This is a genomic window from Pseudarthrobacter sp. R1 (assembly GCF_024494415.1).
Classification (GTDB): Bacteria; Actinomycetota; Actinomycetes; order Actinomycetales; family Micrococcaceae; genus Arthrobacter.
In genome coordinates, this window is the sequence record NZ_JAMKFI010000009.1 from 331,681 (window position 1) to 352,636 (window position 20,956).

A 20,956-nucleotide genomic window follows, 5' to 3' on the forward strand; every position below is an offset into this window, starting at 1 on the left:
GGGCGGCTCAGGCCGCCATCCGGCCCCTGCCCTTCCGGTGCCCGCGGTTCTTCGCCTGGTCCGGAACACCTGCCCTCGAGCCCAACAGCACCTGCCCGCCGTCGGGAACCCTGCTGTCCGCGTGCAGGTGCACCCCGTGCTCGATGAGGACGCTGGAGCCAATGCGTGAATGGCTGCCGATGTGCACCCGGTTTCCGATCACAGCGCCCCGGCCTATCCGCACACCGTCGCCGATGACGGCCCGGTCACCGATGGTGGCATCGCGATCGATCCAGCTGCCGTGGCCGATCCTGCAACCCGAGCCGATCCGGGCGCCGTACTCCACGTAGGTCATCGGGCCGATGCGTGAGCTTTCGGCCGCTGTGGCACCGGGAGCGACGAGGCCGCCGCCATTGGCGTGGCGGGCGTAGCGGGTGACCTTCCCGGCGTCGTCTTCAACTGATACAAACTTCGCGTTCATTCAATCCCTCGTTAACGGTGGCAGCCTTTTCAGCCGCACATTCAGTTAACGGTTCGGAACTCAAAGGGATTCCCGGGAACCGGGACGAGAACGGCAGGCAGCCTGTGAAGCCTGCGCCCTTAGGCCACGAGGTTGGCTGCGGCGGTGTCCATGTGTGCGCGGATGGTCTTCCGGGCGAGTGATGCGTCGCCTGTTTCAATGGCCGCCACGATGTCACGATGCCGGTCAACGCTCATATTCTTGACGCCCTTTTCCAGGCCGCCGAACATGATGGACATCCGGATTGACCCTTCGAGGGACTCCCAGGAGTGGAGCAGGGTTTCATTGCCGGTCAAGCGGCAAAGAGTGCGGTGGAATTCCATGTCGGATTCAATCCGCTCTTCCAGGGACAAATCCTGGGCTGCTTCCATGACATCAATGGTCTGACGCAGCGACTGGATAGCGTGGGCTCGGTCCGGGAGTTCGCAGAGGGTGCGCGCAGCCAAGGATTCGAGGGCTGCACGTACAGCGAAGATGTCCCGGATTTCCTTTTCGTCCAGGTGCCGGACTGACAGCCTGCCGCGGGGGCCTGCGGACAACAGCCCCTCCTGTTCAAGCTGGCGCAGAGCCTCGCGGAGCGTTCCCCGGCTGATCTGCAGCATCTCGGAAAGTTCTGTCTCCACCAGATGCCGCCCGGGTGCGAGTTCACCGCTGGTGATGGCGGTCCTCAGCGCTGAGAGCGCCTGCTCACGCAGGCTCTTCTTTTGCAGTCCCAGCAACGGGGCTGTCAGTCCGGCCATGGCGTCTGTCCTCGATGTTGTAAGTCGACTGTTTACAGTCGGTCGTAATTTCGATAATACGGCAGAAAGCACGGCACCGGGCAGGACCGGTACCGTGCTTTCCGCATTCGCCGGAGCCGCGCTAGCCGAGCTCCGCGAGCACCTTTGCCACGATGCGGTCCACCGCAAGGCCGTAGCGGTCGTGGAGGGTGGGCAGTGCCCCGGCATCCAGGAACTGGTCCGGCAGTGCCACCGGGACCACGCGCTTGCCAACACCGGCGGTGACGACGGCGGACGCCACCGTTTCGAACAGGCCGCCCACCACGGAGTGGTTCTCCAGCGTCACGGCCAGGCGGTCGGTGTTGATCTCGGCGAGGACGGTTTCGGCGTCGAAAGGTTTGATGGTGGGGGTGTGGACGACGGCGACGTCCACGTTGTGTGCGGCGAGGGCCTTGGCTGCCTGGAGGGCGCGCATGGTCATCAGGCCGGAGGAGATAAACACGACGTCGTTGCCGCCGCGCAGGACCTTGGCCTTGCCGAGTTCGAAGGTGTAGCCGTACTCGTCCAGGACTGTGGGGACGTTGCCGCGCAGCAGGCGCAGGTAGGTTGGCCCGTCACTTGCTGCCAGCTGCGGGACTGCCTGCTCGATGTCGATCGAGTCGCAGGGGTCCACGATGGTCAGGTTGGGCATGCCGCGGAAAATCGCCATGTCCTCGGTGGCCTGATGGCTGGGGCCATAGCCGGTGGTCAGGCCGGGCAGGCCGCCCACGATGTTCACGTTCAGGTTGGGCTCAGCGGCGTCGAGGCAGAGGAAGTCGTAGGCGCGGCGGGCGGCGAACACGGAGTAGGTGGATGCGAATGGCACCAGTCCGGTTTCGGCCAGGCCGGCTGCTGCGCCGAAGAGCAGCTGCTCGGCCATCCCCATCTGGAAGAACCGTTCCGGGAAGGCCTTGGCGAAGATGTGCATGTCTGTGTACTTGCCCAGGTCCGCGGTGAGGCCAACAATTTTGCCGTTCTCCTGCGCGGCCTTCACCAGCGCGTGCCCGAAGGGTGCCGAGGAGGTCTTCTGGCCCGCATCGGCGAAAGACGCGATCATGGCCGAGGTCTTCAGCTTGGGCTTTGCGGCTGTTGTTGTATCGGGGGCCTCGGTTGTGGTGCTCATGCTGAAGCCTTTCCTTCGTAACCGGCGGTGAGCTGCTCGCGGCAGGACTGCCATTCGTGTTCTTCGATGCGCATGAAGTGCGCCTTTTCGCGGTTCTCCAGCAGGGGTACGCCCCGGCCTACCTTGGTGTCGCAGAGGATGACGGAGGGGCGTCCGACGGCAGCGGCCTGGGCCGCTGCGTTGTCGAACGCTTCCAGCAGGGCGGCGACGTCGTTCCCGTCCACCCGCTGCGTGTACCAGCCGAAGGATTCCCACTTTTCCGTGACCGGCTCGGTGCGCAGCACGGTGTCGGTCTTGCCGTCGGCCTGCAGGGCGTTGATGTCCACCATCGCGGTCAGGTTGCCCAGCTGGTGATGGTGGGCGCCCATAGCCGCCTCCCACGTAGAGCCTTCGTCCAGCTCGCCGTCGGAGAGGAAGTTGAACACCCTCGATGCCGAGCCCTGGTAGCGCAGTCCCAGCGCCATGCCCACCGCGATGGTCAGGCCGTGGCCCAGGGAGCCGCCGGAGATTTCCATGCCGGGTGTGTAGGTGGACATCCCGGACATCGGCAGCCGCGAATCATCCGAGCCGTAGGTTTCCAGTTCTTCCACCGGGACAATCCCGGCTTCGGCGAGGGCGGCGTAGTGGCCAATGGCGTAGTGGCCGGTGGAGAGCAGGAACCTGTCCCTTGCCTCCCAGTGCGGATCCTCGGCCTTGAAGCGCAGCTGGTCGCCGTACACCGTGGCCAGCATGTCCGCAGCGACCAGTGCCTGGCCCACGTAGCCCTGGCCCTGGACCTCGCCCATGTTCAGGGCGTGGTGCCGGATCCGGTAGGCGGCCGCGCTGATTCCCGCAATGCGGTCCCTTGCAGCGTCGGTGGCCACCTGCCTTTCGGCGGCCGGGGACTGGACAGTATCTGTTGCCATTGCTTGCTCCGTGGTTGTTTCGTGCGTGGTGGTCATTAGACGCTCACTGTGTTGGGGGTGCTTTTGGTGGCCTCGTCAGCCAGCTCGCGCTCCCGCTTGCCCCAGGTTTCCCGGGTGACGATTGCTGCCCAGAGGCCGATGGCTGCGTAGAAGCTGAAGAGGAGGGCCGGGCCCATCCAGCCCAGGGCCACGAACAGCAGGGTGGTGACGAAGGGGGTGAATCCGGAGACCATCGCGGAGATCTGGTAGGCCAGGGAGGCGCCGGAGGAGCGGGTCTTTGCCTGGAACAGCTCCGGGAACCAGGGGCCCTGCGCACCGGCCAGCGAGTTCTGGCAGACAGCGTAGGAGATGACGATGGTGGCAATGACGAAGATGAACAGTCCGGTATTCACCAGCAGGAACATGGGAATGCCGAACAGTGCGGCGAAGGCGCAGGACCAGACGTAGAGGGGCCGGCGGCCGATGCGGTCGGTGAGGCGGGCCCAGGCCATGGTGGCGAAGATGCCAATGAACGAGGCGATGCAGAGGGCCACCAGCGTTTCGGTCTTGTCCGCCAGCTGCTGCGTGTGGAGGTAGGAAATCATGTAGGTGACGGACACGGCGTAGCCGGCCGTCTCGGCGACGCGCAGGCCGATGCCCCGGACGATGCTGCGCCAGTCCGTCTTGATTACCTCGATGATGGGGTTCTTGACGATGGAGCCGCTGTCCTTGACTTCGTCGAAGACCGGGGACTCGGGCACCTTGGAGCGGATGATCAGCCCGACCGCGACGAGCACGATGCTGGCGAGGAAGGGAACGCGCCAGGCGAGCTCACCGCCGAGGTTGACGCTCACCAGGAAGACGAGGTTGGCCAGGAGGAGGCCCACCGGGAATCCGGCCTGCACGATGCCGGTGTATTTGCCCTTGGACTTCCATGGCGCGTGCTCGTAACTCATCAGGATGGCGCCGCCCCACTCAGCACCGAAGGCCAGGCCCTGGACCACCCGGACGAAGACCAGCAGTGCGGGTGCAAGCAGGCCCACCTGCTCGTACGTGGGCAAGAGGCCGATGAGGAACGTGGCCACGCCCATGAGGATCAGGGAGGCGACCAGGACGGGTTTCCGGCCCACCTTGTCGCCGAGGTGTCCGCCGATGATGCCGCCCAGGGGGCGGGCAGCGAAGCCGACGCCGAGGGTGGCAAAGGCTGCCAGCGTTCCGGTGACGGGGTCGCCGGTGGGGAAGAACGCCGTCCCGAAGTACAGGGCTGCGGCGGTGCCGAAGCCGATGAAGTCGTACGTCTCAATAACGGCACCGACACCGGAGCCGACAGCGACACGCTTGGCGTCTTTGGTGCCGTGGACGTGGCCCCGCATTTTGAGAGCTTCGTTGCTCATGGTGGTTCCCTTTCGATTCGCGGCCGAAGTAAGGATCCGCCGCTGTCGACTGTTAACAAATGATATAGCAAGTGTGACGGAGATCATTAGCACTGTCAACAGTCAACTTTAAAGGTTGACTGTTAACAGTAAGAGCTAATACTGTGGTCCCAGTCACTTTGACCTGAGTCTCACCGACGCACTCACTCATTGATCCAAGGGAGCATCATGACCACCATCCAGCGCACTGCCGTCCTCACCGGAGCAACTTCCGACCGGGGCATCGGCATCACCACCGCCCGCCGCTACGCACGCGAAGGCTGGGGCATCGTCGTTTTGGACCTCGACGGCGAGAAGTCCGCCAAGGTCGCCACCGAGATCGGCAACGAGTTCAACGTCCCCGCCTTCGGTCACGAGGTGGACGTTGCCAACGAAGCGTCTGTTGCCGCTGCCCAGGCAGCCGTCGCGGCCGAGGTGGCCGCCGGCACTTTGCCGCCCGTGGGTGCCCTCGCCAACATCGCCGGTATCACTTCCCCGGTCCCGTTCCTCGAAACCACCCTGGAGCTGTGGCACAAGGTGATGGACGTCAACGCAACAGGCACCTACCTGGTGACGAAGGCGTTCCTGCCGGACATGATCGACAACGGCTGGGGCCGGATCGTCAACATGTCCTCCGTCTCGGCCCAGCGCGGCGGTGGCGTGTTCGGGAAAGTCCCGTACTCCGCAGCAAAGGCGGCCATCCTGGGGTTCACCAAGGCCCTCGCCCGCGAACTGGGGACCACCGGCGTGACGGTCAACGCAATCACCCCGGGTGCCGTGGACACCAACATCCGCGTAGGAAGCACCGAAGAGCAGGAAGCCGCGATCAACGCCGGAATTCCGCTGGGCCGCAACGCCACCACGGAAGAAGTGGCGGCCGTCATCACCTTCCTGTCCTCGGAGGACTCGGCCTACCTCACCGGCACAACCATCGACATCAACGGCGGAAGCCACCTCCACTAAACGCAGCAGCGGCAAAGCCTGGTTGGAGAACGGGCGGATTGGGGCAACGCGATGAAGCCGTATCGCTACCATGACTGGAGCCGGCTGATCGGAACACCGGTGGAGGTCCGCAAGGATTTCGAGATCGTGCGCGCCGGCGTTGTGGACGATGCCATGGCGGATTCGTCCGCCTTGTGGCTGGCTGCCGACGCAGGAGGAGGCAGGGCCCTTTATGCTGCCGCAGAGGGTTACGAGGTGTGGATCCGGCCCATGGAGCTTGGCGGGAAGCTCTGTTTCAAAATGGCGGCCGCGCAACTCTCAGGGCCGCGGCAAGGAAGCAGGTCCTGGTAGACAGGCTTGTGAAGGGGTGGGCTTCCCGCCACACGGTTCCTACACTGGGGTGATGATCACAGTCACCGGAAGTGTGGAAACCAGGTTGCCCGCCGAGCAGGCCTTTGCCTACATGCGGGAGTTCGAAAACACGAGCGAGTGGGACCCCAGCACCCCGGTGATGGACAAGCTGACCCCAGGGCCCGTGGCTCTGGGGCACAGGTACCACGCCGAATCGGAGTTCCGGGGCAAACGCCAGACCCTTGAATACGAGGTCATCGAGCTGACGGAGAACCACATCAAGCTCCGCGGCGAGAACAAAACGGTCACGGCTTTCGACTCGATCGATGTGAGCTCCAATGGTGCGGGTTCGGTGGTCAAGTACACCGCGGAGTTCAGCATCAAGGGCCCGGCCAAGATCATCCAGCCGCTGCTGAAACCGGCCTTCATGTCGCTGCGAGACCCCGCGCTGAACGGGATCAGGGACACGCTCAACTCCCGCGCCGGAGCATAACCAACACGCCCCGGAGCATAACCCAGGGGTGCCCCTGCGATGAACGGGGCCTGTCAGTCGCCGGAGGGGAGCACTACAGTCCCGTAAGGCGGGTGCATGCCTCCCACAAACGCCGGCGGGCTTCGGGATCCGAGCCCATGCCCGGCGTCGGAAGCTCCTTCCGCTTCGCCCAAAGCTTCCCGGAAACCTCCGCTGATTCCGGTGCGGTGGCAAGCCAGACCGCCGTGTCTGCCGCCTTGTCGGCCGGGGCGCCGAAGGTGTTGGTGACCCAACGGAACGGGCCCCCGACGTCCTGCAGCAGTGCCGTGTCCTTGACGAGGCCGGGATGCACGGCATTTGCCACCACGCCCGTGCCGCGCAGGCGCTCGCCGAACTCCTGCGTTAGGAGGACGCGGGCAAGCATTGTGGGCGGCGGGAGCGGAGGTAGCTGTACTTGCCCTTCGCTGTCTGAAGATCATCGAAGTTAAGCGTGGTGTTGCCATACCTCGAAGCAACGTTCACGATTCGTGCCGGCGAGGCAGCCGGACCAGGCGCGCCTATGGTTCCGGTGTTTGCCTTCCCTGCATGCGCGGCACGCTTGAGTGCGTCCAGCAGCAAGTTAGTCAGCAGGAAGTAGGCCACCACATTCGTGGCGAAGGTCAGTTCCAGCCCGTCCGGAGTAACGTGGCGTTCCTTGCGGAAGACCCCTGCGGCGTTAACAAGCACATCCAGCCTGTCGTGGCGGGACAGGACCTCGGACGCCGCACGCCGGATGGAGGACTGGGACGATAGGTCGCACTCCAGCGGTTCGAGCCTGGCATCCGGAACGAGCGCTCTGATGTCCGCCATCGCTGACTCCGCCCGGGCAGTTGAGCGTCCGACGACGACGACGGCGGCTCCCTCGCGTGCCAGGCCGGTAGCTATGGCTTTACCCAGCCCGCCCGTCGCGCCAGTTACCAGCGCCAGGCGCCCATCCATTGATCCCACCGCCGCCTCCTTAGCACCCGGCCTTCCGCCCTCAGGCATAGCTCCTTCGACAGGAGCCCAAGAGCCCCAGACCTCAGAACCAAGACCCCAAGCGCCTTCAGGTTACGCCGTCGCCGGGACCCTTCCTACTGGCATCCGAACAATATCGAAGGAGGTTGCCGAAGTAGGTATACTGGTCTACCTACCTAGAAACAAGGAGTGCCAGTGACCCCGTCTGATGTGTCTGTGCCGCCAAGGAAGTCTGCGCGCGAACTCTTGCTGACGGCAGCGGCAAGGCTCTTCTACGCCCAAGGGGTCGGAGCCACGGGCATTGATGCCATCACTGCCGCGGCGGGGGTGGCAAAAAAGAGTCTGTACAACAACTTTGCGTCCAAAGCGGACCTGGTGGGCGCATACCTGGATGACCGGCACGAGGAATGGCTTGGCCTCTACCGGAAGCGCGCGGACCTCGCGGGAGGGCCGAGGGAGCGCGTGCTGGCCATCTTTGACGCCTACGTCGATCATGCCCGCTTTGCATACGAACATGGATTCCGGGGGTGCGGACTGCTCAACGCAGCCGCGGAACTGCCGGCAGGCAGCCCAGGGCGGCTCGCGGTGCGGCGGCACAAGGAAGAAGTTGAGGCCCTCCTCGCCGCGCATCTGGCGGAGCTGCTCCCGGGCCAGGAAGAACCCCGTAGGAGGCTGGCCAGCCATCTGGCCTTCCTGCTGGAAGGTGCCATGGTCCGTGCAGGACTCGAGGGTGGGGACGCCCGACTCCTTGAAGGCCGAGCCATTGCCGCGCAGATGTTGGACGAGCTGTGACTGTTTCAGCCGGCCTCGCGTCCGGTCCGTTCCGGGGCGCTGTTTTTGTGCTCGCCGCGTCGGTGCTGTGGGGCACCACAGGAACTGCAGCCACCTTTGCCCCGGCCGTCAGCCCATTGGCCATCGGTGCGGTTGCGATGGGAGTGGGCGGGTTGCTGCAGGCCCTGTACGCGGCCCATCCCATCAGCGCGCAGTGGCGACTCCTAGTGAAGCGATGGTCGCTGGTGGCCCTTGGGGCGTTGGCGGTTGCGTTATATCCCCTGGCCTTTTACACCTCAATGCATCTTGCTGGCGTGGCCGTGGGAACGGTGGTGTCCATCGGTTCCGCCCCCGTGGCAGCGGCGGTCATCGAGCGGCTTGTTGACCAGAAGCCGCTCACCCGCCGGTGGATGGCCGGGGCACTGATCGCCGTCGGCGGCGCCGTGCTGTTGTCATTTGCCGGGCACCGGCCCGACGGCGGCGGCGCAGGCCCCGCGGCAGAGTCCTGGGCCAGCGCGTCCTGGGCCAGCGCGGCGGGAATAGCCCTGGGCCTGGTCGCAGGGACGACCTACGCGCTGTACTCGTGGACGGCCCATCGCATCATCGGCGGTGGCGTGTCCTCCCGGGCCGCTATGGGGACAGTGTTTGGGGTGGGCGGTGTCCTGCTGATGCCTGTCCTCTTTTTGACCGGCCGCCCGCTCCTTGAGACCTGGACGAACTTCACCGTCGGGGCGTACATGGCGCTCGTGCCGATGTTCGCCGGGTACGTCCTGTTCGGGTGGGGCCTGGCGCGGGTGCGCGCCAGCACCGCGACAGGTCTTTCCTTGGTGGAAACTGTGGTGGCAGCGGCATTGGCTGTCCTAGTAGTGGGGGAACGGCTGCCGGCAGCGGGCTGGATCGGAGCCGCCACCGTCCTGGCGGGACTGTTCTTCCTGGTCCCGCGTGCCTCACCACAGGGTCAACAGAAGCTGAATCGCTTAGGCCTACGTGGGCTGCCCGCGACGGCGGCGGCGCCCGAGCGGATGCTTGTTCAGCGCGAGGTAAGCCACCGAAACCATCAGGAACAGCCCCGAGGCAGCTACACCGATGACCTGGCCGCTGAGACCGGCGATGAAGAGCACAAGGCCGAGCAGGCCCGCAACTGAACCGTAGTAGAAGCCTGCACTGAACCGGCGGGAGGGGTAGCCGGACAGCAGTTCCATGGCGAGGTGGGGATCGTCGGCGATCAGCCCGAGCTCCAGCTCCTTAAGGAGCCTCCGCTCCTCTTCGGACATTGGCATTGGACGCCCTTGAAATCTAAGTCGGGAGTATCGATATCGACCGTAGGATTCTTGTCCTGTTGAGTCAAGGGTACGGGTTGCCCGGTTGTGGCGGCTTATCCCATGACGTCATATCTCAGTGAATTTCCCAGCACCCTGACCCCCTGAGTCGGGACATGCGTGGTGGGCCGGGAGCGGGCCATCAGATGCTCCACGGGAAGTCCGGCCAGGAGGACGCAGTGGTCGGCGATGAGCCTTCGGTGGCATCTCCACCAGAGGGTTTCGCTGCACATAATGGCAGTGGGTTGATCCTGTGCGTCTTCCACCAGTCGTTCCGCGGCGGCGCCCAACTCCCGGGTGCGCATGTAGGCGGCGTAGGCCCGGAAAGAATCGTTGCGGAGGGCCGTGTCCGGTGATTCGGGCGGAAGCTTGCGGAAACCACCCAGTCGCTGCTCCCACCGGTAGCTGATGCCGGCTTCCGGCAGCCAAGCGGCCATGCTGTCCTTGCCAAAGTGGGGATGCTTGCGGCTGCCGGGCCCAATGCGGACGTCCACGAGGGATGTCATGCCGGCGCTTTTCAGCAGCTCCTCGAAGTCAGCCGGGGAGGCTGTCCCGTGCCCCACCGTAAAAAGAACGCCCACGGCAGCCATGATAGGCACGCGGGCATCTCTTCAGCAGGAGCATCCGCAGCAAGGAGCCGCAGCCGGGGCTCCCGCAGCAGGAGGCAGGACGACGGCGGGACTGGCCTAACGCCGTCGGAGTTCCGCGAACTCAAGCGACGGAACGATGGCGCCGGCGTCCCGCTCCACGAAGTTGGTGCCCGGCGGTACAACGTCATCGATCGCATCCAGAACCGACTCGCCCAGCCTGACTTCGGACGCCCGCAGGTACGCCGCAAGGTGATCTTCGCTGCGCGGCCCGATAATCACGCTGCTGATGGCCGGATGTGCCAGGGCGAAGCCGACCGCGAGGTCCACCAGCGAGAGCTCCAGCTTGTCCGCCAGCCGCGCCAGGGCATCCGCCGCGTGCAGCTTGCGCTCGCTGGAGGGCCCGGAGATGTCGTAGCGGCCGGGAAGTGAGTGCACGCGGGTGGGCGGCTTTCCGGATTCCAGGACAAAGCTGCCCGATAACCAGCCGCCTGCCAACGGGCCGTACGCCAGTACGCCGAGGCCGTACTGCTGGGCGATCGGGAACACGTCCCGTTCGTTGGCGCGCACCAGCATGGAGTACGGCACCTGGTTCCCGAGCGGCGGGATCAGATGGTTGGTGGTGGCGAGCCACTGCGCCTCCACCAGCTGCGCCGGCGTGAACACCGAGGTCCCGTAGTAGAGGATCTTTCCCTGCCGGATCAGGTCATTGAGGGTGGTGATGGTTTCCAGGACATCGGTGTTGTAGTCCGGCCGGTGCGCCTGGTACAGGTCAATCCGGTCGGTCTGCAGGCGGCGCAGGCTGCCCTCGACGGCCTGGGTGATCCAGCGCCGGGAATTGCCGGCATGGGCAGGATTAGGGCTCATCTGGCCGTGGAACTTGGTGGCGAGGAAGACGTCGTCGCGGCGGCCCCGCAGGGCACGCCCCACCACTTGCTCCGATTCGCCCTGCGAGTACACATCTGCCGTGTCTATCGCGGTGATGCCGGAGTCCAGCGCGGACTGAATGATGCGGATGCTCTCCTCTGCTCCGGTGGGCGCGCCGGGAGCTCCACCGGCCCCCTCGCCGAAGTTCATGGTGCCCAGGGTCAGCGGGCTGATTGGCGTGCCTGATCGCCCGAACACCCGCAGTTCGCTAGGGCTCATCTCCGGTCTCCTCTGGTCATTGCCGGCACGATGCGTGCCCTTGATCGTCACGAGGCTACACAGATCGGCCTTCGCGGCGGCGGGTCCGCGCCTCAGGGCTTCTCTTTTCGACTCGCGGAGTAACGTCAGGAGGCGGGTATGACATTTTATGGAGCACGCGGGCGGCACAGGCGTGGGGAGATGCCTTGACCATCCCGCGGCGGACATTTTGACCCGGGCGGGATCGGTGCGGTCAGCACCCACTTCCAGTCCTGGGCCACTCTCACGGGGCGTTCCGGGTTTCGCCTCTGCGCCGCCCTGCAATAATCTGAACCAACGGTTGTGCGCGGGGGTGCAGGCGCCCGGTACAACAAGCAGCACTGTAAGTTCGGGCCACATCACACCAGACGAGGCGGACACGCATGACGGCTTCAGACCAGCAGCACCCACAGCAATCGCAGATGCCCGCGGATCCGCCAGGCCTTTCCTCCGCTGCCCGTGAAGCTGCCACGGGGGCCGTGGACCCGCACCTCCTCCAGCAGTTGGCGGACGCGCATGGCGTGGGAACCTCCTTCCAGGGCTGGGACGGGCTGCCCCACAGTGTTGCCGAAGAAACACTGATCAAGGTCTTAGCCTCCCTGGGGGTGCAGGCCCACTCCAACCAGCTCATCGAGGCGGCACTCGCGGAAGCGGAACTGGCGCCGTGGCGGCGCATGCTGCCTCCCGCCGTCGTTATCCAGCAGGGCGAGCCGGCGCAGGTCCCTGTCCATCTGCGGCATGGAGCCACTGCAGAGGTCAGCATCACGCTTGAAGGCGGCGCAGGGACACGGGATGCCGTTCAGCAGGACCTCTGGGTGCAGCCGCGGGATGTGGACGGGATTGCCACCGGACGTGCCTCCTTCGCCCTTCCCCAGGACCTGCCGCTGGGATGGCATACCCTCCACGCGGAATCCGAAGGCGTCACCGCGTCCACAACCCTGGTGGTGGTGCCCGCCCGGCTGACCACCGCCGCACCGCTGGAAGCGCGCCGCGGTTGGGGATTGGCTACCCAGCTGTACTCCGTGCGTTCCAAGCGGTCCTGGGGCATCGGCGACTTCTCCGACCTGGCCGACCTCGGCGCGCTGAGTGCGGCCCACGGCGCAGACTATATTTTGGTTAATCCGCTGCACGCTGCCGAGCCGGTTCCGCCCGTCCAGCCGTCGCCGTATTCACCGTCCACCCGGCGGTTCTTCAACCCGCTGTACATCCGCATCGAGGCAATCCCCGAACTGGCCTACCTTAGGCCGCGCAAGCGTGCCGCAGTGGAAAAGCTTCACGAGGAAGTGGCTGCCCTGAACAAGGAGGGCGCCCGGCTGGACCGCGATTCCGTCTACGCGGCCAAGCTCCAGGCCTTGGAGATGCTCTACCACACCCGCCGCTCGCCCGCCCGGCAGGCCGCCTTCGATGAATTCTGCCGCATCTCCGGCAGCGGCCTGGACGACTTTGCCCTCTGGTCCGCGATCCGGGAGGACCTGCCGGCCGGGGACCCCTTCTGGTCGGACCCCGCCTGTGCCCTTGGCACACCGCAGACGGAGGCACTGCGGGAAAGGCTTGCGGACAGGATCGGGTTCTACCGCTGGCTGCAGTGGATCTGCGACGAGCAGCTCGAAAACGCGCAGCGGGCCGCGCTTCGGTCCGGGATGCGGCTCGGCGTGGTCCATGACCTGGCGGTGGGCGTGGACCACAGCAGCGCCGACGCCTGGACGCTCCGCGACGTCCTGGCTCCCGGCACCAGCGTGGGCGCGCCGCCGGACATGTACAACCAGCAGGGACAGGACTGGGGCCAGCCGCCATGGCATCCGGCCCGGCTCGCGGAGGCGGGTTACATCCCGTTCCGCAACATGCTGGCCACCGTGCTGCGGCATGCCGGCGGCGTGCGTGTGGACCACATCCTGGGCCTGTTCCGGCTCTGGTGGATTCCATCCGGCAACTCCCCGGGCGACGGCGCCTACGTGCGCTACGACCATGAAGCGCTGATCGGCATCCTCGCCCTGGAGGCGCAGCGCGCCGGGGCGGTGGTGATCGGCGAGGACCTGGGCACGTTCGAACCCTGGGTGCGTGACTACCTTGCCGCCCGCGGCATCCTGGGCACTTCCATCCTTTGGTTCGAGTACGACGGCGATTCGCCCCTTGCGCCCGAGAGGTACCGCACGCAGGCACTCGCCAGCGTGAACACCCACGACCTCCCGCCCACCGCCGGGTACCTCGCCGGTGACCACGTGGCGCTGCGCAGCGACCTGGGCCTCCTTGAGCGCTCCGAGGCGGAGGAGCGGGCCGAGCACAATGCGTCCTTGGAGAAGATGCTTGCCCTGGTGCGCGAGCGAGGCTACCTCCCTGATGACGCTTCCGGGGCTCCGGGGGCCAGCGAGGAGCGGACCATCGAGGCGCTGCACCTGCTGCTGGCGCAGGCTCCGTCGGTACTGCTTGGTGTTGCCCTGGTGGATGCCGTGGGGGAGCGCCGCGTCCAGAACCAGCCCGGCACCACCGAAGCACTGTATCCGAACTGGCAGGTACCGCTTGGCGGGCCGGACGGCAAGCCGGTGTTCCTGGATGATCTTCCCGCCAATGCACGGTTCAACTCCCTGCTGGCGGCGGTGGAGGAGGCCCTGCGCGGCTAAGTCAACAGTCAGGAGAGCACGATGGGTGAGGGACCAGTACTGGTAGTAGGCGGCACCGGCATGCTCGGCGGCCAGGTGGTGACGGAACTGCTGACCCGGGGAAAGCAGGTGCGTGCCTTGGTGCGCCCCGGCTCGGATGCCTCCCGGCTGGAATCGGCGGGTGTTGAGATTGCCCGCGGGGACATGATGGATCAGGAATCGCTGCTGCGCGCCATGGCCGGCGCGGATGCGGTTATCACTACGGCCGCCGGCTACACCCGGCACCGCAAAGGCGACACCCCGGAAACCGACACGGTTGGCAATTCGAACCTCGCTGAAGCGGCGAAGCGTACCGGCGTCCGCAGGTTTGTGTTGACCAGCATCCTGACCTGCGACCAGACACCCCGCGTCCCGCATTTCTGGCACAAAAGGCTTATGGAGGACCGGCTCCAGGCCCTGAGCGTCCCCTTTGTCGCGCTGCGGCCCGGAGCATTCCTGGATCAGGTGACCCGATTCGGCGGCGACCCGGTCAGCAAACACAAAGTCATGTGGTTCGGCTCGGCAGGTATCCCGCTGACGTTTGTGCTCACCGCGGACGTCGCCGGGTACTTGGCCGCCGCCGTGGATGCTCCGGGTGTGGAGGGCCAGCGCATTGATGTCGGCTGGGACAGGCCCATCTCCCTGCAGGAATTCGCTGACCTTACCGAACGGCTGACGGGCGAAGAGATGCGTGTCCGGTCGGTTCCGGTCGGCCTCCTGCGGGCGGCAGGGCGCGTGCTGGGGCCGGTGAACCCCATGGCCAAGGACTTGGCAGCAATGATGTCGTGGTTCCAGACCGGCCGGTACGTGGCTGACACCACCCGCCAGAGTGAGGTCTTTGGGGCTCCGCCCACTGCAGAGGACGCCGTTCGCAGGCTCATCACCAGCCTCGGCCACGCCGTGCGAAGCTAGGCTTTCGTCCCGCCGGGACAACCCCGATTTCGGCGCGATAACCCCACCAACAGCGGGGCCACCTGCCGCTTCCTGGTTCGGATTGGCGGCAGGTGGCCCTTTGCTGGAGCGGCAGGAAAGCTTTAGCCCGCCGTGATCAGGTGCGTGAAGTGGTCGTAGCGGAAGGTGACCGCTCCGCCGTCGTGCTTGAACGGAATGTTGCCGCCGGTTGGTGAGCCGTTGGCGCCGTAGCTGACGCCCCAGGACCGGTCCAAAGCTGCCTTGAACTCGTAATTGCCGGCCGCAAGGTTGGGAACGGTCAGCTTCCATACGAGGTCAGCCGGATCCAGCACCAGTTGTGCCTGGTCGCAGGCGGGCTCCCAGTCCGTTGCGCAGCCCAGTTCAGTGTTCAGGCTGCCAGCCACGGCGACCGCCGAGGGCTGCTGGGACGCGTACACGGCACTCATGACATGCGTGCTGTTGTCATAGCGGAACGTCACCTTCCCACCGGGGTGGTCAAGCACGATGTTCCCTCCATCAGCCGAGCCGCCAGCTCCGTAGCTCACATCCCAGGTGCCGTTGAGAGCGGCTTTGTACTCGTATTGTCCCTTCGGCAGGTCCACTGTCAGGCGCCAGATCTTGTCCGCGGGGTCCAGCTTCAGCATGGCCTGTGCGCAGGATGGCTGCCACGGTTCGGTGCAGCCCATCAGCTGGTTCATGGATCCGGCCACCGTCACCGAGTCCGGCTGCGGAGCGTCACCCACTGTGACCGTCCGCACGTCGCTAACCACGTTGAAACCTGGGCCGGTCATGGAGGCCCTGTACTGTACCTGTGTTCCGTCCTTCAACTCCGACACGTCGTCCGTCACTGAATAGACAGGTGATGAGTCATCGGAACCCACCGCGGTCCACTCGCCGCCGGCCACGCTGCGCTCAAAAGACACCACGTGGCTGGCCTTTTCCGGGTCCGCGGTGGCGCTGAGCTCCACCGGGCCTTTGACACTGCTTCCCTCCGATGGCTTCTGCAGGGTGAGAACCGGGGCGGGAACTGCGGCCGTGCGGGTCTGGGAGGTGGCGGTGTGGCCGCCGTTGTCCAGCACGGTGGCGCGGTACTCCACGGCAGTGCCGGCATCCAGCGCCGCCACGTCGTGGAACACCTGGTAGGGCGCCGTGTCGTCTGTTCCGATGGGCTGCCATTCGCCGCCTGCCGTCCTGGCCTCAAAGGTGACCTGGTAGAACGAGGAGCCGCCGACGTCGGCCGTCACCTTAAGGCGCCCGTTGTCGCCTTGCGCCGCCGCCGGCTCCTGGAGGACGACGGCGGGCGCCGCCTTGGAGTGCGGAATCCGGCCGGACGACTGGTACACCACGGCAGAAAGCGGGGGAACGGTGACTGCCAGCTTGCCGTCCGCGGAGGTTTTGGCTTCGTCGGCGCCTTCACCGTAAACGCGGGTGTAGTTGCGCTTGGCGATGTACGTTGGCACCTCTGCGCTCTGCGTCTGCTCGCTGTTGTTCAGCGCCACGACGTACTCGCGCTGGTCTCCGGCGTCCGTACGCGAGAAGGCGTAGATGCCTTGACCTTCGGAGGCGTAACGGTGCTGGTGGGCGCCGTCACGCAGTGCCGGATGTTCCTTGGTCAGGCCTGCGAGCTGGCTGATCTTCGAGTAGAGCGGGTGCCCGGGGTTGAAGTTGTCCGTGGCGTGGGTGGCGTCGGAGCCCAGCAGGTCGTCGTCGAGGTATTCCGGCACCTGGCTCGCGAAGAGCGTCTGCCGGGCATCCTGGTCACCGCCAGGGCCGGTGAAGCCCTGTTCGTCACCGTAGTAGATCACGGGGTTGCCGCGGGAGAAGTACATCAGCTCGTGGGCCAGCTGATCGCGGGCCACCTGCTCCGCGTCGGTTGATCCGGGGTTGTCGGCGGCGATGAAGCTCCCGATGCGGCCCATGTCGTGGTTGCCCAGGAAGGTGGGCAATTGGTAGACGTTGGAGTCGGCGTCGGTGTACCAGTCGTCACCTGCGAAGAAGGTTTCCAGGGCACGTGCGTCCTGGCCCTTCGAGGCGAAGTTGCGGGCCGCGTCCTGGAAGGGGAAGTCCAACACTGACTGCATCTGGTTGCGGGTGGTGAACTGCGACGTGAAGCTCTTGGTGGTGTCAAAAACCTCGCCGAACATAAAGAACTCGTCCTTGCCCTGCTCCTTGGCGTAGTTCAGGACGTCAGGGCCGAAATTCTGCCAGAACTCGTTGTTGACGTGCTTCATTGTGTCGATCCGGAAGCCGTCCACCCCGAAGTCGCGGATCCAGGTTTTATAGATCTCTTTCATGCCGTCCACCACCTTCGGGTGCTCGGTAAAGAGGTCATCCAGGCCGAAGAAGTCACCGTAGTAGGCATCCTCACCGGCGAAAGTGGTGTCACCCCGGTTGTGGTAGAGGTTGGGATCGTTCAGCCAGCCCGGAACCTTCAGGTTTTCCTCGCCAGTTTCGAGGACCGGTGCGTAGGGGAACGACTTGGCGTCCAGTTTGGGAAAGCTTTCCGAGCCCGCGTAGTCCCTGTCGTCGAAAGCCTCGCCGTCCGCAGTCTTGTACGGTACTTCATCCTTGGAGGCGTAGCCCATGCGCGGGGCTTTCTCGTAGCCGATGACGTCCGCGGTGTGGTTGGTGATGATGTCGAAGTACACCTTCATGCCGCGACTGTGGGCTTCGTCGATCAGGGCCTTGAGTTCGGCATTGGTGCCCAGGTGTGGATCGATTTGGGTGAAGTCCGTGATCAGTAGCCGTGGTACCCGGCCGATTTGTCCTCCGGCTGTACGGCCTTGTTCTTGAAGCTCGGTGTCAACCAGATGGAGGTTGTACCCAGGCCCTGGATGTAGTCGATCTTGTCCAGCAGGCCAGCGAGGTCACCGCCGTTATAGAAACCCTTTTTGGTTGGGTCGAAGCCGGACACCATGGGGTCATTGCCCAGGCCGCCCTGGTCGTTGGCCGTGCTGCCATTGCTGAAACGGTCGGCCATGACGAAGTAGAAGTTTTCGTCTGATACCGGGTCTCGGAGGCTTTGCAGGGCCGACCCCGCTCCTGGGTCCTTGGGGCCGGGAGTTGCCTGCGCGGGAAGAGCGGACGCTGAAACGGCCACTGCGGCTGCTACTGCGGCTGCCAGCAAGGCAACGGCCGTGCGGGCTGTGGTGGTGCGGGCTGTGGTGGTCTGCGCATGGAGGGTCTTAGCAGTGGTGGTCTGGGACCTGGCGTGGGACGCCGGGGGTTGAGGTGCCGAAGTGGAAGTTGTTTGTGTGGTCGTTTTTGAGTCTTCTGCCATGCTTCCCTTGGCGCGTTTTCTCACGCCAGTTCTATCGCTTGGGGGCATGCTCGGGAGGGTGCGGAATTTCAAGGCAGGAGACCTTTCCTGGTAGCTGCGCTGCTGTTCAGGCTTGCCGGGGCAAGGGGTGGCATGGGGATGCCAAGTCCACCGAGCAACCCAGCTGCCCTGTGAACCAAGTCACAACTGTAAGCGCTTGCACGGAATAACTCCAGCGTTTAGGAAATACCCCTGCCCGAATTGGCGCGCTATGTCTGAGGTCTGCGGTGAAGGGGCTCTCCCGGTCCTGATGCCCGGGCGGGCGAAGCTTATCCTGCGGGTATCAAGGCGGTGGGGAGGGCACCTCCAGGTTGTGGATCATGGTCCCGGGCAAGCCCGTGGCGTGGTCCAGTTCAAAAGTGGCTATGTTGTCTGACCGTTCGTGAGCCACGTGGAGCCAGCGGCCCCTGACCAGATGATGCCGCGGCCAGTTTCCTCCGCTCGGAAAATCGTGTACCGGCACCAGTTCCGTCCCGCCGGCTCCAACCTCCAGCACGCTTACCAGGTTGGAGCCGCGCACCCCCACATAGACGTTCCTGCCCTCGTGGCCGAGGCAGATTTCAGCGGCGGAATCGTCTGGCTGGCTGCCGCCTGATGTGGCAGGGCCCCGGAAGACGAGTTCGAACGTCCCCGCTTCCGGCCTGACAACGAAGACTTCAACCGAGTATTCCGACACCACAAACACGTTGCCACTGGCATGCTGCACCAGGTGGCGCGGGCCGCACCCGAAAGGGAGGGCCACCTCGTGGTCGGCCACTAAGCCCGACCCGGGCACATAATTCCAGATCCGGAGGGTGTCGTGGCCCAGATCCGTCGTCATAATGCGCCCGTCCGTCAGCATCAGGCTTGCGTGGGCACGGCTCTGCCGGGGCTCTCCCGGGGTCTGGCTGGCGTGCGGATCCACCGAGGGCAGCGCCGGGAAGCGTGCGGTGATGCCGCCGTCGGAATCCAATTCGTACAGCAGGACCTGGCCGTCCCCCCAACAAGTGGCGGTGAGGAAGCGTCCCTGCGGGTCCACCGCAACGTGGCAGGTCGCTTCTCCGGAGGGTTGCGGGTCACCAAGCGGCTCCAGCCCGAAATCTCCGGTGCGGCGAAAGGCCCTGACCATTTTGCGCTGCTCGGCCACGGCGTACACCACGGGCAAAGTGGGGTGAACGGCGCCGAACGATGGCGAGTCGGTCCTGACGGCCGTTCCCAACCATTCGAGCGAGCCATCGGGGCGGGCCGACAACGCTCCGATCCCTTCCGCGCGTCCGCCGCCGTCGGGGGTGTAGGTGCCGGTCCAAATCAGGGAGTGCGGGCCAGGGGAAGTCATAGCTCTATCCTGCCAAGAAAGCCCACCAAACCGGGGAACTGCGGATTAGCATTGGACTCCTGCGGTTGCAAAAGAGGTGGGCCCGATTCCTGCTTCATCCGTTTCGGGTGGCTCCTATTGTGCCGTTCGGGCCTCCTGGCCCGGTAGAGAGGGAAGGCCCCGGATCACCGAAAGGCGTTGTATGCCGGCTGCTGATTCACTTGCTTCGCCCACTCTCGGGGACCTTGTGCCCATGCTGCGGGCAGCTGGCTGTGTCTTCGCCGAAGACGAGGCGCAGCTGCTCCTGACGGAAGCGTCCAGTCCCGCCGAGCTTTTCGAGTGGGTGGAGCGCCGCGTTTCCGGTGAACCCCTTGAATATATCGTTGGCTGGGCGGAGTTTTGCGGGCTTCGGGTAACCGTTGTCCCAGGTGTTTTTGTGCCGCGACGACGCACCGAACTGCTCGTCTCGGAAGGTGCCTCGCTGCTGCGGGACAGCTTGACCCCAGCCAGCTCGTCGGTATCCGCCATCGTTGTGGACCTGTGTTGCGGATCGGGGGCAGTGGGTGTGGGAGTAGCCTCCCAAGTGTCCGTGCGGGAACTCCACGCGGCGGATATTGATCCAGCTGCAGTGGAGTGTGCCCGCCGGAACTTGTTACCGCTGGGCGGGTACGTCCATCAGGGTGATTTGTATGCTGCGCTTCCTACCAGGCTCAAGCGGCAAGTGCAGCTCATCGTGGCCAACGCTCCCTACGTGCCCACTAGCGTGTTGCCGACCATGCCGCCCGAAGCCAGGATCTACGAACAGCAGATCTCGCTCGACGGTGGTCCCGACGGACTGGACCTGCACAGGCTGGTGATCGAAAAAGCTACAGAGTGGTTGGATCCATCTGGCCATCTCGTCATCGAAACCAGCGAGCACCAAGCCGCTGGAACCGCCGCAATCATGGTTGCTGCAGGGCTTGGGGTGCAGACTGTCCACTCCGACGAGCTGGACGGCACGGTTGTGGTCGGAACTGCACGGGCATAGTCCGCATTCCGGAGTCTTCGGTGCCAAATCTCTTTTGGGCCCGGAACTTTCCAAGATCCGGGGCCGCCACTCCTGCAGTAACTCCTGCAGTAACTCGTGAAGTAACTCGTGCAGTAAGTCCTGCAGTAACTCGTGAAGTAACTCGTGCAGTAAGTCCTGCAGTAACTCGTGCAGTAACCGTGGACGCGGCAACCGAGGGGAAAGATCCTGCAGGTTCCCGGCCTCGACACCCGCGGCGGGAAGCGGCGGAAGCGGGTTGATTGTTGGCTGAACGACTTATCAGGCCCAGCAGCCCGCGTTCATTCCCGGGGTGTTGGTGGGGGTGGTGGTTTGAAGTAGGTGTTTTGTTGGGGTTTTTGGTGGGGGTCGAGGTGTTTTGGGGGTGTGTACCAGGGGGTGTTGTTGATGGTGGTGATGGTCCATTGTTCTTTGTGGATGAGGTGGTGGTGGCCGGAGCAGAGGAGGGCGCCGTTGTCTGTGTTGGTGGGGC

General features: G+C 64.9%; 19 protein-coding genes and 2 pseudogenes. 8 read left to right on the top strand and 13 right to left on the bottom strand.

Annotated features, from left to right (window positions below):
* Positions 1-7: 7 nt before the first annotated feature.
* From M8J71_RS18780 to M8J71_RS18800, 5 genes are all read right to left on the bottom strand, one after another.
* Positions 8-460 (bottom strand): DapH/DapD/GlmU-related protein, encoded by a 453-nt coding sequence (locus M8J71_RS18780; protein ID WP_256249323.1) that lies wholly within the window; start codon positions 458-460, stop codon positions 8-10.
* A 119-nt stretch (positions 461-579) separates the two neighbouring features.
* The gene (locus M8J71_RS18785; protein WP_256249324.1) at positions 580-1,239 is read right to left on the bottom strand and encodes a GntR family transcriptional regulator; all 660 of its coding nucleotides are present in this window, start codon (positions 1,237-1,239) and stop codon (positions 580-582) included.
* A gap of 121 nt (positions 1,240-1,360) precedes the next feature.
* On the bottom strand, positions 1,361-2,380 hold the full coding sequence (locus M8J71_RS18790) for a transketolase family protein (RefSeq protein WP_256249325.1): 1,020 nt from the start codon (positions 2,378-2,380) through the stop codon (positions 1,361-1,363).
* Positions 2,377-3,285 (bottom strand): transketolase, encoded by a 909-nt coding sequence (locus M8J71_RS18795; protein ID WP_256249326.1) that lies wholly within the window; start codon positions 3,283-3,285, stop codon positions 2,377-2,379. Before M8J71_RS18795 ends, M8J71_RS18790 begins: the two co-directional genes overlap by 4 nt.
* A gap of 35 nt (positions 3,286-3,320) precedes the next feature.
* Entirely contained in the window at positions 3,321-4,658 is a 1,338-nt protein-coding gene (locus M8J71_RS18800; RefSeq protein WP_256249327.1) for an MFS transporter, read from the bottom strand.
* Between the two features lie 207 nt (positions 4,659-4,865).
* Between M8J71_RS18800 and M8J71_RS18805 the strand changes: the two genes are divergently transcribed.
* The 3 genes from M8J71_RS18805 to M8J71_RS18815 are packed head-to-tail and all read left to right on the top strand — an operon-like array spanning position 4,866 to position 6,462.
* A complete protein-coding gene (locus tag M8J71_RS18805) occupies positions 4,866-5,639 on the top strand; it encodes an SDR family NAD(P)-dependent oxidoreductase (RefSeq protein ID WP_256249328.1) in 774 nt (257 codons plus the stop codon).
* 51 nt (positions 5,640-5,690) lie between these two features.
* Positions 5,691-5,969, top strand: coding sequence for a hypothetical protein (locus M8J71_RS18810; protein WP_256249329.1), 279 nt, complete (start codon positions 5,691-5,693; stop codon positions 5,967-5,969).
* Between the two features lie 52 nt (positions 5,970-6,021).
* Complete coding sequence (locus tag M8J71_RS18815; RefSeq protein WP_256249330.1) at positions 6,022-6,462, top strand: SRPBCC family protein; 441 nt, start codon at positions 6,022-6,024, stop codon at positions 6,460-6,462.
* 73 nt (positions 6,463-6,535) lie between these two features.
* On the opposite strand, the gene M8J71_RS18820 is transcribed toward M8J71_RS18815, so the two are convergent.
* A complete protein-coding gene (locus tag M8J71_RS18820; protein ID WP_256249331.1) occupies positions 6,536-6,865 on the bottom strand; it encodes a hypothetical protein in 330 nt (109 codons plus the stop codon).
* Positions 6,844-7,419, bottom strand: coding sequence for an SDR family NAD(P)-dependent oxidoreductase (locus M8J71_RS18825; RefSeq protein WP_256249618.1), 576 nt, complete (start codon positions 7,417-7,419; stop codon positions 6,844-6,846). The genes M8J71_RS18820 and M8J71_RS18825 overlap by 22 nt, the downstream gene beginning before the upstream one ends.
* Positions 7,420-7,632: 213 nt before the next feature.
* Between M8J71_RS18825 and M8J71_RS18830 the strand changes: the two genes are divergently transcribed.
* Positions 7,633-8,229: a TetR/AcrR family transcriptional regulator gene (locus M8J71_RS18830; RefSeq protein ID WP_256249335.1), complete on the top strand. Its 597-nt coding sequence runs from the start codon at positions 7,633-7,635 to the stop codon at positions 8,227-8,229.
* Entirely contained in the window at positions 8,226-9,353 is a 1,128-nt protein-coding gene (locus tag M8J71_RS18835) for a DMT family transporter (protein WP_256249336.1), read from the top strand. Before M8J71_RS18830 ends, M8J71_RS18835 begins: the two co-directional genes overlap by 4 nt.
* Here the strand turns inward: M8J71_RS18835 and M8J71_RS23475 are convergent.
* The 3 genes and pseudogenes from M8J71_RS23475 to M8J71_RS18850 all read right to left on the bottom strand — a co-directional run.
* Positions 9,312-9,488: pseudogene (locus tag M8J71_RS23475) on the bottom strand (DUF3040 domain-containing protein); the annotation flags it as partial. The gene M8J71_RS18835 and the pseudogene M8J71_RS23475 overlap by 42 nt on opposite strands.
* Positions 9,489-9,583: 95 nt before the next feature.
* A complete protein-coding gene (locus M8J71_RS18845; protein WP_256249619.1) occupies positions 9,584-10,117 on the bottom strand; it encodes a DUF488 domain-containing protein in 534 nt (177 codons plus the stop codon).
* Between the two features lie 96 nt (positions 10,118-10,213).
* Positions 10,214-11,260, bottom strand: coding sequence for an aldo/keto reductase (locus M8J71_RS18850; protein WP_256249337.1), 1,047 nt, complete (start codon positions 11,258-11,260; stop codon positions 10,214-10,216).
* Between the two features lie 401 nt (positions 11,261-11,661).
* Between M8J71_RS18850 and malQ the strand changes: the two genes are divergently transcribed.
* Positions 11,662-13,896, top strand: a complete 2,235-nt coding sequence (malQ, locus tag M8J71_RS18855; RefSeq protein WP_256249338.1) for a 4-alpha-glucanotransferase — start codon at positions 11,662-11,664, stop codon at positions 13,894-13,896.
* A 21-nt stretch (positions 13,897-13,917) separates the two neighbouring features.
* Complete coding sequence (locus M8J71_RS18860) at positions 13,918-14,826, top strand: SDR family oxidoreductase (RefSeq protein ID WP_256249339.1); 909 nt, start codon at positions 13,918-13,920, stop codon at positions 14,824-14,826.
* 122 nt (positions 14,827-14,948) lie between these two features.
* Here the strand turns inward: M8J71_RS18860 and M8J71_RS18865 are convergent.
* Together M8J71_RS18865 and M8J71_RS18870 are read right to left on the bottom strand one after the other, a co-directional pair.
* Positions 14,949-18,106 (bottom strand): annotated as a pseudogene (locus tag M8J71_RS18865) (alpha-amylase family glycosyl hydrolase).
* A gap of 322 nt (positions 18,107-18,428) precedes the next feature.
* Positions 18,429-19,460 carry a lactonase family protein gene (locus M8J71_RS18870; protein WP_256249340.1) on the bottom strand — a complete coding sequence of 344 codons (1,032 nt, stop codon included), beginning with the start codon at positions 19,458-19,460 and terminating at the stop codon, positions 18,429-18,431.
* A gap of 181 nt (positions 19,461-19,641) precedes the next feature.
* Between M8J71_RS18870 and M8J71_RS18875 the strand changes: the two genes are divergently transcribed.
* Complete coding sequence (locus tag M8J71_RS18875) at positions 19,642-20,466, top strand: putative protein N(5)-glutamine methyltransferase (protein ID WP_256249341.1); 825 nt, start codon at positions 19,642-19,644, stop codon at positions 20,464-20,466.
* A gap of 299 nt (positions 20,467-20,765) precedes the next feature.
* Here M8J71_RS18875 and M8J71_RS18880 read toward each other — a convergent pair.
* On the bottom strand, positions 20,766-20,956 hold a 191-nt coding region (locus M8J71_RS18880), incomplete at its 5' end, for a hypothetical protein (RefSeq protein ID WP_256249342.1).

What these genes read in the sequence shown, in the direction of transcription:
- M8J71_RS18795 (WP_256249326.1), bottom strand. Translation starts at nt 3,285, where the DNA reads ATGGCAACAGATACTGTCCAGTCCCCGGCCGCCGAAAGGCAGGTGGCC.
- malQ (WP_256249338.1), top strand. Translation starts at nt 11,662, where the DNA reads ATGACGGCTTCAGACCAGCAGCACCCACAGCAATCGCAGATGCCCGCG.
- M8J71_RS18820 (WP_256249331.1), bottom strand. Translation starts at nt 6,865, where the DNA reads ATGCTTGCCCGCGTCCTCCTAACGCAGGAGTTCGGCGAGCGCCTGCGC.
- M8J71_RS18780 (WP_256249323.1), bottom strand. Translation starts at nt 460, where the DNA reads ATGAACGCGAAGTTTGTATCAGTTGAAGACGACGCCGGGAAGGTCACC.
- M8J71_RS18850 (WP_256249337.1), bottom strand. Translation starts at nt 11,260, where the DNA reads ATGAGCCCTAGCGAACTGCGGGTGTTCGGGCGATCAGGCACGCCAATC.
- M8J71_RS18790 (WP_256249325.1), bottom strand. Translation starts at nt 2,380, where the DNA reads ATGAGCACCACAACCGAGGCCCCCGATACAACAACAGCCGCAAAGCCC.
- M8J71_RS18825 (WP_256249618.1), bottom strand. Translation starts at nt 7,419, where the DNA reads ATGGATGGGCGCCTGGCGCTGGTAACTGGCGCGACGGGCGGGCTGGGT.
- M8J71_RS18805 (WP_256249328.1), top strand. Translation starts at nt 4,866, where the DNA reads ATGACCACCATCCAGCGCACTGCCGTCCTCACCGGAGCAACTTCCGAC.
- M8J71_RS18870 (WP_256249340.1), bottom strand. Translation starts at nt 19,460, where the DNA reads ATGACTTCCCCTGGCCCGCACTCCCTGATTTGGACCGGCACCTACACC.
- M8J71_RS18875 (WP_256249341.1), top strand. Translation starts at nt 19,642, where the DNA reads ATGCCGGCTGCTGATTCACTTGCTTCGCCCACTCTCGGGGACCTTGTG.
- M8J71_RS18845 (WP_256249619.1), bottom strand. Translation starts at nt 10,117, where the DNA reads ATGGCTGCCGTGGGCGTTCTTTTTACGGTGGGGCACGGGACAGCCTCC.
- M8J71_RS18810 (WP_256249329.1), top strand. Translation starts at nt 5,691, where the DNA reads ATGAAGCCGTATCGCTACCATGACTGGAGCCGGCTGATCGGAACACCG.
- M8J71_RS18785 (WP_256249324.1), bottom strand. Translation starts at nt 1,239, where the DNA reads ATGGCCGGACTGACAGCCCCGTTGCTGGGACTGCAAAAGAAGAGCCTG.
- M8J71_RS18815 (WP_256249330.1), top strand. Translation starts at nt 6,022, where the DNA reads ATGATCACAGTCACCGGAAGTGTGGAAACCAGGTTGCCCGCCGAGCAG.
- M8J71_RS18860 (WP_256249339.1), top strand. Translation starts at nt 13,918, where the DNA reads ATGGGTGAGGGACCAGTACTGGTAGTAGGCGGCACCGGCATGCTCGGC.
- M8J71_RS18800 (WP_256249327.1), bottom strand. Translation starts at nt 4,658, where the DNA reads ATGAGCAACGAAGCTCTCAAAATGCGGGGCCACGTCCACGGCACCAAA.